A 14,475-nucleotide genomic window follows, 5' to 3' on the forward strand; every position below is an offset into this window, starting at 1 on the left:
AAAGTTAACACGTTAGGAGTAAACAATAATGAGGGTTATAACCTTTGGCACTTATGATATTTTTCATGTTGGCCATGTGAATATTATTGAACGAGCAAGACTGCACGGTGATCATCTTATCGTTGGTGTTTCTTCTGATAAATTAAATATTGCCAAAAAAGGACGGCCACCTATTTACTGTGAAGACGATCGTCAACACATAATTCGTTCTATGCGCTGCGTTGATGAGGTTTTTTTAGAAGAGTCATTAGAGCTCAAAGCTGATTACATTAAATATTATAATGCAGACATATTAGTCATGGGTGATGATTGGCAAGGTAAATTTGACCATTTAAAAGATATCTGTCAGGTAATTTATTTACCTCGTACCCCTTCAGTTTCGACTACAGAAATTATTGAAGTCGTTAAAACTAAGCGTCTATAACTTAATTAGAGCCCACTTATGACAGCCAAACGTTATTTATTTTATATCGCTCATAACTATTCTTTTGAAATATTAAGACCCTTACAACAAGTAATTTGGGCAAATGGTGATGAGGTAAAATGGTTAGCTATTGGCCAAGAAGTCAATCTCAGCTACTTTCAAAGTAATGAATCTGTATTGAGATCTATTGATGACGCTAGAGCTTACAATCCCGATGCTAGCTTCGCGCCGGGGAATGAAATCCCAAGTTTCATTCCTGGTTTAAAAGTTCAAATTTTTCATGGCCTTGAATGGAAGAAAAAAGGTCACTTTGTTATTCGAGGTTTTTTTGACCTATATTGTACTCATGGTCCAGCAACCACAAGCCGCTTCAATACATTAGCTCAAGAACATGGCTTTTTCGATGTAGTTGAAACTGCTTGGCCAAAGCTTGATTATTTATTCACATCACCTTCGATGCCAATTAAAGATAATTTGCACGCTCAAGAAAAAAAAATCATTCTGTATGCGCCAACTTTCTCCCCTACATTAACTTCAGCCCCTGCATTATTTGATGAAATAAAACGTTTAAGTGAGCAAAAAAATTATCATTGGTTAATTAAGTTTCATCCTAAAATGGCAACACAATGGCTCAAGCAATATAAAACCTTAATAAAAGACAACGTTCAAATTATCGAAACATCAAGCATAAATGAATTATTACAAACTGCTGATATTATGGTCTCCGATACTTCATCAGTTATTGGCGAGTTTTCGTTACTCAATAAAGTGACCGTAAGTTTAAATAATAAAGAGCCTGGTGATTACCTAGTCAATATTCAGACAGCAGGTCAACTTGAACCAGCAATTGAGCAAGCACTCAACCCAAGTAAGGAATTGAAGACAGCAATTAAGGCATATGCTGACGATCTTCACCCATATCAAGATGGCCAGGCTGCTCAGCGTATTTTATCAGCGACAGAGAATATTTTAATACATGGTAAACAAGCGAAGAAGAATAAACCATTAAATCTTTTTCGGAATTTAAAACAAAGAAAAAAACTCAAATACTGGACTATTTAAATGAGTTATAGCAGTACATATAACTAATCCGTCTAGCGATAAAATATTTTTCATTTGACATAGTTAGAGTATCTGCGCTATTAATAGTACATTGAATAGTTTTCGCTTAAAAAGAATATTTATTAGCTTTTTTCGTATTTTTACACAAAGGCTAGAAATAGATTAAAATGACTCACATGACCAAATTGATTAAGCACATTAAAAACAACCTCCTCCTCGCACTCATCGTGCGCGGCTAGGTTTTGTTGCTTCTTCAAAAGTTTAAATATTGAGAACTAAGTAGAAATAAAATAAAACCCGCGCTAACAATCGCGGGTTTTTTTATGTCCGCAGTTAGGTTAGTCGTGAATAAGTATGAATGCAGACATCAGCAAAGATTTTAAAGGATAAAAAATGAGCAACCCACAAATTAATAATGACCAAGTTATAATTTTTGACACTACTTTACGTGATGGTGAGCAAGCATTAAATGCCAGCTTATCGGTACATGAAAAACTTCAAATTGCCTTAGCAATTGAACGCTTAGGGGTAGACGTAATGGAAGTCGGTTTTCCGGTTTCTTCTCCTGGCGATTTTGAATCAGTACAGCAAATTGCCCGCACAATAAAAAATGCTCGTGTTTGTGGTTTAGCGCGCGCAGTAGAAGCAGATATTGATGCCTGTGCAGAAGCGTTAAAAGTTGCGGACCAATTTCGTATCCATACCTTTATTTCAACCTCTGATGTGCACGTACAGCAAAAACTAAAAAAAGAATTTAGTGATGTAGAAGCAATGGCAATTCACGCGGTTAAGCATGCAAGAAAGTACACTGATGACGTCGAGTTCTCTTGTGAGGATGCAGGCCGTACGCCAATTGATAATTTATGTCGCATGGTAGAAGGTGCTATTAAAGCCGGCGCCACCACAGTCAATATTCCCGATACAGTCGGCTACACCCTACCCTTCGAATTTCAAGGCATCATAACTGACTTGTTTAATCGTGTACCTAATATTGACCAAGCGATAATCTCTGTCCATTGTCATAATGACTTAGGTTTAGCTGTCGCTAACTCTATGGCTGCAGTTCAAGCTGGAGCACGTCAAATTGAATGTACTATCAATGGTATTGGTGAACGTGCGGGTAACTGTTCGTTAGAAGAAGTCGCCATGATCATGCAAACACGTCAAGCATTGTTAGGTGTAAAAACCAATATCAATCACCAAGAAATAGCACGTGTGTCTAAGTTAGTCAGCACAGTATGTAATATGCCTGTACAATTAAATAAAGCCATTGTTGGCGGTAATGCGTTTAGCCATTCATCAGGTATTCATCAAGATGGCATGTTAAAAGCTAGTAATACGTACGAGATCATGACACCTGAAAGTGTCGGTATCGCCAAAACTAAATTAAACCTAACCTCTCGCAGTGGCCGTCATGTCATAAAACACCGCATGGAAAGTTTAGGTTACCAAGAAAGTGATTATGAAATTGAAGAATTATATGCTGACTTTTTAACATTGGCAGATAAAAAAGGTCAAGTATTTGATGATGACTTAGAGGCGTTAGTGTTTAAGTTACAGCAAAAAGATTTACAAGATTTTTTCCAGTTAGACACGATTAATGTGCAATGTGGTGATGGCGAGTTTTCTACCGCTAGCATCAAGCTCATCTCTGGTGAAGTAACAGGTGATAAAGAGAATAGCAAGACACATGCTGCTACAGGTAACGGTCCTGTTGATGCGCTGTATCAAGCAATTAAGCAAAGTGTTGATATAGAATTTGAAGTCAGTGATTACAAAATATCTAATAAAGGCTCAGGTGAAGATGGTTTAGGCCAAGCCGATTTAATAATCATTTGGCAAGGTAGAAATTTCCACGGCTATGGTTTAGAAACTGATGTAATTGAAGCATCAGGACAAGCATTAATTAATGCACTAAACAGCATCCATAGAGCGATGACTATTGCTGATTTGAAATCCGCAAAACAAGCTTAATCGCCGAAAAAATTAAAATTAGCAGTAGCGAATCAATCGCTGAAAAGTTTCTAAAATATAAAAGGTTATAAAAATGTCCAACATAGCAATTCTAGCCGGTGATGGTATCGGCCCAGAAGTCATGGTTGAAGCTAAAAAAGTGTTAAACACGGTAGCGAGCAAGTTTGATTTTGAAATAACAACTCAAGACTATGATATTGGTGGTGCTGCCATTGATAATCACGGTAATGCTTTGCCTGATTCAACCATGGCTGGTTGTATAGAGAGCGATGCTATTTTATTTGGTAGCGTTGGTGGTCCTAAATGGGCAAATTTACCGCCAACAGAGCAACCAGAACGCTGTGCCTTATTAGGTTTACGTAGCCACTTCGATTTATTTTGCAACATGCGCCCAGCAACATTACAACCTGCGTTATCCTCGTTATCTACTTTGCGTAGCGATATTTCCGAGCAAGGTTTTGATGTATTAGTGATCCGTGAATTAACCGGTGATATCTATTTTGGCGAACCAAAAGGCCGTAGAGGTGAAGGCGAAGAAGAAACAGGTTTTGATTCTATGTTTTATTCACGCCGTGAAGTTAAACGTATCAGCCACCTTGCTTTTCAAGCAGCGCAAAAGCGTAATAACAAAGTGACTTCTGTTGATAAAGCCAATGTATTAGCAACCAGTCAATTATGGCGTCAAGTGGTTGAAGAAGTTGCAGTAGAGTATCCTGACGTTGAATTAGAGCACCTTTATGTTGATAACGCTGCTATGCAGTTAGTTCGCGATCCTAACCAGTTTGATGTGATGCTTTGCCCTAACTTGTTCGGTGATATTTTATCTGATATTTGCGCCATGATTACCGGCTCTATGGGCCTGTTACCTTCAGCGAGCTTAAACAGCGACGGTTTTGGTATGTATGAGCCTGCTGGTGGCAGCGCACCAGACATTGCAGGCCTTGGCGTAGCTAACCCTATTGCTCAAATTCTATCAGCGGCATTAATGCTTCGTTATAGCTTAAATCAAGGTGCAGCAGCCAAAGCGATTGAAGATGCAGTATCAAATGCACTTGATAATGGTGTGTTAACTGCTGATTTATTACCAGCCAACGAACGAAAAAATGCTAAATCAACCAGTGAAGTGGGTGATTATATTTGTAAACAGATTGAGAGCGCATAAGATGACAACTTCTACCCCGCAAACCATGTATGAAAAATTATGGCAAACCCACTTAGTTGAAGCAACGAAGGGGGAAACACCATTACTGTATGTTGACCGTCATCTAATTCATGAAGTGACCTCACCACAAGCTTTTGCAAATTTACGTTTTCATAACCGCCCAGTTCGTCATCCTGAACGTACTATTGCGACCATGGATCATAATATTTCAACGCGTTCGATTAAAATTGATGCCGCTGGTGAAGGCGCTGCCAACCAATTACGCGCATTAGCAATAAACTGTAAAGACTTTGGTATCGAACTTTTTGACATGGGTCATAAAAACCAGGGTATAGCACATGTTATTGGGCCTGAACTAGGGTTGACATTGCCAGGTACTATTATTGTTTGTGGTGACTCACATACCGCTACTCATGGCGCTTTTGGTGCTCTTGCTTTTGGTATTGGTACCTCTGAAGTAGAACATGTTTTTGCAACGCAGACTTTACGTCAAAACAAAGCAAAAACAATGAAGATTGAAGTTAAAGGCCATGTCGGTGCCGGTATTAGTGCAAAAGATATTATCTTAGCTATTATCGGGAAAACCGGTAGTGCTGGTGCAACAGGTTATGTGGTTGAGTACTGTGGCGAAGCTATCGAAGCGCTAAGTATGGAAGAGCGCATGACGGTTTGTAACATGAGTATCGAATTTGGCGCAAAAGCAGGTTTAATAGCACCGGATCAAACTACCTTTGATTATGTTGAAGGTAAAGAGTACGCACCAAAAGGTGAAGTATTTGAACAAGCAGTTGTTGATTGGAAAAACCTAAAATCTGATGCTGATGCACAATTTGATGCGGTATTAACGTTAGATGCCAAAGACATTAAGGCGCAAGTTACTTGGGGTACAAATCCAGGGCAAGTTATCAGTGTCGACGGTACTGTGCCTTCTCCAGAAGACTTTAGTGACCCGGTTGAAAAAGAGTCTTGTGTTAGTGCGCTTAACTATATGGGCTTAACTGCAGGCACCAAGATGACTGATATTCATGTGAATAAGGTGTTTATTGGTTCTTGTACTAACTCACGTATTGAAGATTTACGTGCCGCTGCCGGTGTTGTTCAAAAATATGAAGGTCAGCAAGTAGTCAAAACTATTGATGCCATCATAGTTCCTGGTTCATATCGCGTTAAAGAGCAGGCTGAAAGTGAAGGTTTAGACAAAATATTCACCGATGCAGGTTTTGAATGGCGTTTACCTGGTTGCTCAATGTGTTTGGGCATGAATGACGATGTCCTTGAAGAAGGTGACCGTTGTGCATCAACCAGTAACCGTAACTTTGAAGGTCGTCAAGGCCGTGGTAGTCGTACTCACTTAGTTAGCCCTGAAATGGCAGCCGCTGCAGCTATTACTGGTCACTTCGTTGATTTAAACGCCTAATAGCCTATAACCTTACTGAGAAATATAAAATGGAAAAATTTAACACACATACAGGTTTGGTTGTGCCATTAGATGTTGCAAACGTCGATACGGATCAAATCATCCCTAAGCAGTTTTTACAAAAAACTGAACGCGTAGGTTTTGGCGTGCATTTATTTCACGATAGTCGCTACTTAGATCATGATGGCACGCAGGAAAATCCTGATTTTGTCATCAACAAGCCAGAATATAAAGGCGCTAGTATTTTATTAGCCGGTGAAAACTTTGGCTGTGGTTCAAGTCGTGAACATGCACCTTGGGCACTACAAGAATATGGCTTTAAAGTCATCATAGCATCAAGTTTTGCTGATATTTTTTATGGTAACTGTATCAACGTTGGCCTGTTACCGATTAAGTTGACTGAAGCTGAAATTGAGCAGTTATTCAAATTATCTCCTAACGCCCAACTAACGCTGACTGTTGATTTACCAAATAATGTTGTAACTTGTGGCGAATTATCTTTTAAGTTTAGCTTGAATGAATTTCAACAATATAGTTTAGAAAATGGTGTTGATAGTGTCGGTTGGACGTTAAATAAACTTGATACCATCAAAGCCTTTGAAGAGAAAATGCCTGCGTGGCAATAAACTCTGTTTGTATAATGACAAAATAAAATAATTAAAAAAGCCCCGATCAGTGACAACTTATCGGGGCTTTTTTTTCTTTTCAGCAACGATGTCACTTAACTGAAATAGCTAAGGCTACCAATTTGTAAGCGCCGGTAAACTGAATTTTTCACCTTGAAAAGAGAGAATGACTTGTTGAGGTAATATTTTCTCAACTATCAAATTATCACCTATGTAGTCACCTTCATAACGATCTCGACCATTAACCTTTATCCAACCCTGACCGTCAGAAGCATAAATGTGCTGTTCAAACTCTAAACTTGGTAAAGCATTTTGTAGCTGTTGTGGCATTTGAGTGAGTGGCCTAACAGAAATCTCTTCATTAGGGTTGATAAACGACTCATAAGCATTACTGCTGTTTTCTAAACGATTATCACCTGACTGTTCTCTAGGTGAGTCTCCTACGTTAGTTTCATCTATTGCGGCTTGAAATCGGGCTAATAAATCACTAGAAACACCTTCAACTTCAGTAACTTTATAATTAGTATCCTGCTTATTTTCATGAGGCAAGTCATTCTTTTCACCGCTAACTAGCAGAGTTTCTTCCCTAATAGGCTCATAAATTTTATTTTCAATTACCTGTGAATTATTCGATTTGCGCTCGGCTTCGATCTTGCTCAATTTTTTAACGCTAACAAGTGCGGTATTTGGCGATGAATTGTCTATTCTAGTTTTAGGTGTTTTGTTATTGATATCGGCTCTAGCTTGCTCTGATTGAACCTTACCCTCATCTGACAGCAGTTTTTGTTCACTATTTTCGACAACCTTTGCCAATTCAGTACCGTTTAGATGTTCTTCGGTGCTGATTACATTTTCTTGATTACTCATTTCCACGACATCTTTAACGGGTGTTTGTCCCCACCAAAAGCCAGCTAAAGTAAAGAAAGCAGCGATGCTTAAAACAGTAGAAAACAGCATGACACCATTATAATTAACTCGCCCCTGCTTGCGGGTTACGTCTTCTCCTAATGCACGGTCTGCTGCTGCAACAACCGTTTTTTTATTAACAACACTATCATTTTGGTTATACGCCAACATCAATGCGCTATGACACAGTAAGTTAATCAATCTTGGCACACCTTGAGACAATTGATGAATCTTAGTTAACGCACCTTTATCAAAGAGTGGTCTTGCGCAATCTGCGACCGTTAAACGATGCTGAATATATTGGCTTAGCTCGTTTTTTGTTAACGGCATTAAATGATATCTAGCCGTTATTCGTTGTGCTAATTGGCGTAAATCACGCCGTTGCAATAATTGCTGTAATTCAGGCTGACCTATTAGAATTACCTGTAACAACTTTTTAGTATTGGTTTCTAAGTTGGTAAGTAAACGCAATTGCTCTAACACTTCGGGCTGTAAATGCTGAGCTTCATCAATAATCAATAATGTATTGATATCATTTTCATGGTTTTTCAGCAGTTTTTCAGAAATTTTATCGGTTAAGGTTTTTAAACTAGCACCTGTTTTTCGGTAACGAATTTTTAATTGATCACATAAAGTGGCGAGTAACTCTTGGCAAGACAAGGTCGGGTTAAGAATAAAAGCAGCTTGTGTGTTTTGTGGTAACTGCTCCATTAAACAACGGCTAATTGTGGTTTTCCCCGTTCCTACTTCTCCGGTTAATAATGCGAAACCACCCACCTCACCTAATCCATAAGTTAAATGTGTCAATGCTTCCCTGTGCCTTTCACTCATAAATAAATATTTAGGATCTGGGGAAATTGAAAAAGGTAGTTCACTTAATGAGAAAAAATTGCGGTACATGGTATGTCTGGGCAAGAAAAATAAGGTACAAAATTAACCGCTTGCTTGAAGGATGTCAAAGAGTAACTAAATTTAGAGCAATTGCGTAACATTTAATTGCAAATAATAACAATTATCATTAAGATGTAGTTAATTAATTACTATCAATAATACTTAGAAGGAATACATGGTGTTAAAAACATCCTTTACTCTATTGGCACTTATTATCAGCGGCCAAGCACTCAGCCAAGAAAATAAATCAGAACCAAATCAGACCCAACAAAAGTCTAAAGAACAAGACATTGAGCGAATTATCGTTACCGGTAGTCGTATTGCAGAAAATATAGATGAAGTACCTGCTTCAATAACCATAATCACCCAAAAGCAAATTGCCGCACAGCTAAAAGTTTCCTCAGAAATTCAAAGCTTATTAGCGAACCTTGTCCCTGGCATGGCACCAAGTACAGGTTCATCGAGTAATTCAGGGCAAACGCTTCGAGGGCGTTCTCCATTAGTGATGATTGACGGTGTACCGCAATCTACACCATTACGTAATGGCTCATTAGGTATCAGAACACTCGACGCCAGCGTCATTGAACGTATTGAAGTAATTAAAGGTGCCACTTCCATTTATGGTAATGGTGCTGCAGGCGGTATCATTAATTACATCACTAAAAAAGCGAATAGTGATAAAGCACTAAGCGGCCATGCCAGTATCTCTAGTCGCTTTAGTGCCGTGGAAACAGAAGATTCAATAGGTCAGCGTTATGAAGCTGGTATCAATGGAGAGATAAATAACTTCGATTATGTTCTCAATGCCAGCTACGAAGAAAATGGCTTACAACGCGATGCTGACGGCGATATTTTAGGTTTGAAATACGGTCTATCTGATGCGGTGATGCAAGATTACTTTGCTAAAGTGGGTTATCATTTTGACGATGAAAAATCATTACAGTTCACTTATAACTATTATGAATCGAAGCAAGATGTCGATTTAATCGATCAAGTTGGCAATATTAATACCGGCGAAAAAACGCAAGCTATACCTGTACCCGAAGGCCAAACTGTCTTAGGTGAACCGCAGGGCCCAAGCAACCATAATATGATGCTTAAATATGTTGATGATGAAGTATTCAAACAAACACAGTTGATGGTCGACCTTTACAGCCAAGAAGTAGACAATACTTTCTTTTACTCGCCAGTACTCGCTAATCCTGATGCTGGTTATGCCGGCGGACAATCATTAATAAATTCAGATAAAAAGGGTCTACGGGTAACATTTAATACACTGGTTGATTTCAGTTTTGATAATGGTGACTCACTTGAAGCCACCTTCATTTACGGCATAGATGCCCTTAATGATGTCACTTCTCAATCTATGGTGGATGGCAGAGTTTGGGTACCAGAAATGGATATGGAAAACCTCGCCGGTTTCTTGCAAACCAAGTTAATTTATAATAATGACCTTGTTATTAAGTTAGGTATCAGACAAGAAGATATTGATTTAACGGTAAATGATTACAGTACGCTTAAGTTATGTAAGAGTGCTGAACAATGCTCTGTTCCCGTCGACGTCACTGGAGATACCTTAAATTATAAAGCGACCACCTACAATATTGGAATCAAATATAATGCGCTGCCATTATTTAGTCCTTTTGTTAGTTACTCACAAGGCGCTGATATTTCTGATACCGGTCGATTATTACGAACAGCAACAGTAACCGATATTTCACTTATTCGTACTGAAGCTTCAATCATCGATAATTATGAATTAGGTTTCAGTTCTGATTTTGAACAAGTGCATTTTGAATTTGCGACTTATTTTAGTACCTCTGAGCTAGGAACAACCAATAAATTTAATGCAACTACGGGTGTCTATATGCCAGTACGCGCACCACAAGAAATCTATGGCTACGAAGCGTTGATTAATTATAACATTAACGATGCTTGGGCCGTAAATGCTACCTATAGTTGGGTAGAAGGCAAAAATACTGAAGCTGACGTTTATTTAGGAGCAAAGCAGATCAGTCCACCTAAAGCGACAGTAAATGTAAACTGGAATCCTAATAGCGATATCAGCGTAGCGATCAATTATTTATATGTTGGCGATCGTAAACGCTTTGAACAGGTTGATGGCAAATTTGTGGGTGATCAAGGCCCTATTGATAGCTATCAGGTTGTTAATCTAAGCGGTAATTATAATTTCGCGAGCGATTGGTCAGCATTTATTGGCGTTGAAAATTTATTTAACCAAGATTACTACCCGACAAAATCACAAGGTTACACCTACGGTGGTTACAACATCAAAGGTTTAGGAACCACAGTGAATATGGGCGTTAATTATCAATTCTAAACACCTATGATTTTTGGCAAAGCAGCAATTTCTGCTGCTTTGCCAAACGGACAATCTCTGAACTTATGCTTATCTTATGATACACTTTATTTAACATTCTCTTCATTTTGGTCGTACTTTGTTAACCAGCAAACCTGAAATTAAAAATAGCGAACTTAACAGTTACTTAGTCGGTGGTGCGGTACGCGACAAGTTACTCAATCGCCCAATAAAAGATGAAGATTATTTAGTCGTTGGTGCCAGTATTGAGCAAATGATAAAGCTTGGTTATCATCAAGTAGGCAAAGATTTCCCTGTTTTTTTACACCCCAAAACAAAAGCGGAATATGCCTTAGCCCGTACCGAACGTAAACAAGGTCAAGGTTATACTGGTTTTAGCTGCTACTTCGCCCCAGATGTTACTATTGAACAAGACTTACTTAGACGCGATCTCACCGTTAATGCCATGGCAATGGACCACAACGGTAAAATAATTGATCCCTACAACGGCCAAAACGATCTTAACGATCGTATATTACGCCATGTCAGTGATGCATTTATTGAAGATCCTCTACGTGTTCTTCGCGTCGCACGTTTTGCCGCACGTTATCATAAGTATGGTTTTACCATTGCCGATGAAACGCTTACTTTAATGCAAGAAATAAGTGCTAGTGGCGAGCTAAAATGTTTAACGCCTGAGCGAGTATGGCAAGAAATGCAATTAAGCTTGGCTGACGGTGGTGCTAATTCTGACACTAATTCAGGTAACCCTGAAGTCTTCTTTGAAGTACTACAGCAATGTAATGCCTTAGAAGAATTATGGCCTGAACTGGCCGTTTTGTGGGGCATTCCAAACCCCGCGCTTTGGCATCCTGAAATATGCAGTGGCATACATACCATGATGGTATTACAACAAGCGGTGTTGTTAACACAAGCCATACCTGATGAGCACAGTGACCATAGAACTGCAGTACGTTTTGCTGCCTTATGCCACGATTTAGGTAAGGGTGTTACCTCTGATAAATTATGGCCTAGCCACAAAGGACATGAAACGTCGGGTTTACCCTTAGTTGAGCGAATCTGTGGACAGCTGAAAGTACCTTCACATTACAAACAACTTGCTTTGAAAGTGTGTGAATTTCATTTACATTGTCATAAAGCTTTTGAACTTAAAGCCAGCACCTTATTGAAAATGTTTAACCAGCTCGATATTTGGCGCAAACCAGAAGAATTTGATTTATTTTTAATGGCGTGTAAATCTGACTTTTTAGGTCGTTTAGGTTTTGAAAACCGTGCCTATCCACAAGAGCAATATCTACAAGCAGCAGTCAAAGCAGCTAGAAAAGTAACAGCCCAACCCTTTTTAGAAAAAGGCTTACAGGGTCTTGCTATAAAAGAAGCAATGGCAAAAGAAAGGCTCAGCGTTATTGCAAATATTAAAGCCGATTTCGCGCATTTAAACCCTACACCGCAATAAAGAAAATACGCCTTTCAATTTAAAATCCTGTGTTGTTTAGTGAGAATATTCGCTAAATAGCCTTATAAAAATGGTGAAATACAGCTATAACAACCAAACAGTCTGTATAAAATACAAGCAACAATTTATTGCAAGACATTTACAAACGACAACAACTTATTAGCACCACTTTAACTATCATATTTACATCAAATCAGGGTCTGGTTTGGGTAATACCAAGTTAACTAAGCAAGGTGATTAATATGACAATGCAAATAGCGTCTTCAAATAACTCAACAGCAACGTTCACCATTCAAGCTATTAAGCCTAGTTGGCCTCAACCAGAGCCAAGACCAGACTTTACTGGTGTTTTAACACCTGAACAAAAGAACACGATACAGCAAGGTGCTGATGACAAAATAGCTGAGCAAGTTGAAAATGTGAAATCAAATTACCAAACAGCCAAAGACATTGATTTGATGCAGTCATACTATCAACAACAGCAGAAACTTTTTGATGTCTACTTACAAACAAGTACCGATGGCGATGCTGCAGCAACTACGACTCAATTGGGTGAAAATAGCAGTGCGGTATCAGCATTAACAACTACTTATGCTGAATTATATCAATTACACCAAACAGTAAAAGAAGGTGTAGGTCAATTACCGAGAGTTAGCGCAGCTTATGAAGGGATTGACACATTACCAGCAAGTTCAGTTACCCGCACCAATGAAGCTATCAACAGTGCAGCTAGTCAACCATTGGTCAATAAACAACTTGATGCTTACAACAGCCTTATGATGCCAAGTACGTCTTCTTATGTGCACCTTAGTGCTTAGCTATCTGCTACATGAAATTTAGCACTTAAAGAACAAAGGTTTACTTAAGTTCCGGTTTATCTATGGTTCTAAAGGTGAGGTTTATCCTGGGTTCAGAGACTTTTTTTGTCGGAGGCAAGCGATGTAACCAATGCTGCTGCGTAGTGCCTTTCATCACTAACAAACTGCCTGGTTTAAGCTGTAAGGCAACAACTTCTTTTGAACATTTATGCTTAAAAGCAAACTTTCGCTCCACGCCAAAGCTTAATGAAGCAATAGCACCTTGTTCTTTTAAATCTGCTTCACCATCACTGTGCCATGCCATGCCCTCTTCACCTGAATGATAAAGGTTTAACAAACACGAGTTATAGGTTTCATGACTATGCTGTTCAACTAGTTTTTTGAGTGTAAGTAACTCTTCAGTAAACGGGATCGAATATCTGGTCACGCCAGAATAACTATAGGCAAAAGGTTTACCGTCAATCGTATCTGCGCACCAAGCGACTTTTCTTTTCGTTTCGATGATCTTACCAAACACTAAGGCTTGATCGTTACGCCATGCAATAGTGTTAAATAATCGCTCAAAGTAATAACTGCTCTCACTAAGAGGCATGATTTCGCCATAGTAATTAACCACACCATCATTTGGCAAAATGTTAATCGGCTCATCGAGCAAAGAAGAAAATAAGTCCATGATTAAATAAAATAATCTTAACGTAAGTTAACGATTATCTACTGCCCCAAGGATTAGCTGAAGTTGCAGCTGCAGCACGCTCACGCGTTTTCTTAGCTTGTTTAATTCTTAACTCTTCAGCATCGTCAAGACTTAGTTCTTTCGGTGGTCTTTGCTCTAACCCTGATGGCACAATACGGTCACGTGGTGGCAATTCAAAGTTTGCATCGTCCGCCTTAGGTAAGCTGTTATATTGATACATATAAAAAGCTTCAACCTTTTCTTGCGCCCACTGGGTTTTCTTCAAAAACTTTAAACTCGATTCAATACTGGCATTTTGCTTAAAACAATTTAAGTTCATGTAAGCGGCTAAAATTTCAAAACCGTAATGGTCAACTAAGGTTGTTAATACAGTTTCAAGGCTAGTGCCATGTAGTGGGTTATTCTTATAAATGTCTTTATTGGTCATTATTATTCCTAAACGGCCTAAAGTGGCAACTGTACTATGAGTTGACAGCAGCGAATGAACCAATTATACCACTTGCTAGAGTGATGTCATGGTTAATCCCTTTTAATATATACCCAAGTGAATTCAAAATGCGGGTTTCAGTTGGCATTAGAAACGTCTTTAGGCAAGGCATTGATTGAAGAGAATGGTTATTCCCTTATCAAAACCAATAACGAAGCATAAAACATTTCTAAACCAACCCTACGGGGACAACGAAGAAAACCATCTACTTCGTTGC

Annotated in this window: 12 protein-coding genes; 9 read left to right on the forward strand and 3 right to left on the reverse strand. The window is 38.8% G+C overall.

Features of this window, described 5'->3' with window-relative positions; genetic code table 11:
* Nucleotides 1-25 precede the first annotated feature (25 nt).
* From CPS_RS18835 to leuD, 6 genes are all read left to right on the forward strand, one after another.
* Nucleotides 26-424 carry an adenylyltransferase/cytidyltransferase family protein gene (locus tag CPS_RS18835; RefSeq protein WP_101157157.1) on the forward strand — a complete coding sequence of 133 codons (399 nt, stop codon included), beginning with the start codon at nucleotides 26-28 and terminating at the stop codon, nucleotides 422-424.
* Nucleotides 425-442: 18 nt separating this feature from the next.
* On the forward strand, nucleotides 443-1,486 hold the full coding sequence (locus CPS_RS18840; RefSeq protein WP_011044937.1) for a CDP-glycerol--glycerophosphate glycerophosphotransferase: 1,044 nt from the start codon (nucleotides 443-445) through the stop codon (nucleotides 1,484-1,486).
* Nucleotides 1,487-1,879: 393 nt separating this feature from the next.
* On the forward strand, nucleotides 1,880-3,460 hold the full coding sequence (gene leuA / locus CPS_RS18845) for a 2-isopropylmalate synthase (protein ID WP_011044939.1): 1,581 nt from the start codon (nucleotides 1,880-1,882) through the stop codon (nucleotides 3,458-3,460).
* 73 nt (nucleotides 3,461-3,533) lie between these two features.
* The gene (gene leuB / locus CPS_RS18850) at nucleotides 3,534-4,622 is read left to right on the forward strand and encodes a 3-isopropylmalate dehydrogenase (RefSeq protein WP_011044940.1); all 1,089 of its coding nucleotides are present in this window, start codon (nucleotides 3,534-3,536) and stop codon (nucleotides 4,620-4,622) included.
* Between the two features lies 1 nt (nucleotide 4,623).
* Nucleotides 4,624-6,039, forward strand: a complete 1,416-nt coding sequence (leuC, locus tag CPS_RS18855; RefSeq protein ID WP_011044941.1) for a 3-isopropylmalate dehydratase large subunit — start codon at nucleotides 4,624-4,626, stop codon at nucleotides 6,037-6,039.
* 29 nt (nucleotides 6,040-6,068) lie between these two features.
* Nucleotides 6,069-6,665, forward strand: coding sequence for a 3-isopropylmalate dehydratase small subunit (gene leuD, locus CPS_RS18860; RefSeq protein WP_011044942.1), 597 nt, complete (start codon nucleotides 6,069-6,071; stop codon nucleotides 6,663-6,665).
* Nucleotides 6,666-6,779: 114 nt separating this feature from the next.
* On the opposite strand, the gene CPS_RS23020 is transcribed toward leuD, so the two are convergent.
* The gene (locus CPS_RS23020; protein WP_011044943.1) at nucleotides 6,780-8,471 is read right to left on the reverse strand and encodes an AAA family ATPase; all 1,692 of its coding nucleotides are present in this window, start codon (nucleotides 8,469-8,471) and stop codon (nucleotides 6,780-6,782) included.
* A gap of 166 nt (nucleotides 8,472-8,637) precedes the next feature.
* On the opposite strand from CPS_RS23020, the gene CPS_RS18870 reads away from it, so the two are divergent.
* The 3 genes from CPS_RS18870 (at nucleotide 8,638) to CPS_RS18880 (ending at nucleotide 13,077) form a co-directional block, all read left to right on the forward strand.
* Nucleotides 8,638-10,803 (forward strand): TonB-dependent receptor, encoded by a 2,166-nt coding sequence (locus CPS_RS18870; RefSeq protein WP_011044944.1) that lies wholly within the window; start codon nucleotides 8,638-8,640, stop codon nucleotides 10,801-10,803.
* Nucleotides 10,804-10,921: 118 nt separating this feature from the next.
* Complete coding sequence (locus CPS_RS18875) at nucleotides 10,922-12,259, forward strand: multifunctional CCA addition/repair protein (protein WP_011044946.1); 1,338 nt, start codon at nucleotides 10,922-10,924, stop codon at nucleotides 12,257-12,259.
* Nucleotides 12,260-12,501: 242 nt separating this feature from the next.
* Nucleotides 12,502-13,077 (forward strand): hypothetical protein, encoded by a 576-nt coding sequence (locus tag CPS_RS18880; RefSeq protein ID WP_011044947.1) that lies wholly within the window; start codon nucleotides 12,502-12,504, stop codon nucleotides 13,075-13,077.
* Between the two features lie 40 nt (nucleotides 13,078-13,117).
* Here the strand turns inward: CPS_RS18880 and CPS_RS18885 are convergent, their stop codons facing one another.
* Entirely contained in the window at nucleotides 13,118-13,750 is a 633-nt protein-coding gene (locus CPS_RS18885; protein WP_041737136.1) for an alpha-ketoglutarate-dependent dioxygenase AlkB family protein, read from the reverse strand.
* A gap of 34 nt (nucleotides 13,751-13,784) precedes the next feature.
* A complete protein-coding gene (locus tag CPS_RS18890) occupies nucleotides 13,785-14,198 on the reverse strand; it encodes a VF530 family DNA-binding protein (protein ID WP_011044949.1) in 414 nt (137 codons plus the stop codon).
* Nucleotides 14,199-14,475: the final 277 nt, after the last annotated feature.

It is taken from the genome of Colwellia psychrerythraea 34H (genome assembly GCF_000012325.1).
Classification (GTDB): domain Bacteria; phylum Pseudomonadota; class Gammaproteobacteria; order Enterobacterales; family Alteromonadaceae; genus Colwellia; species Colwellia psychrerythraea_A.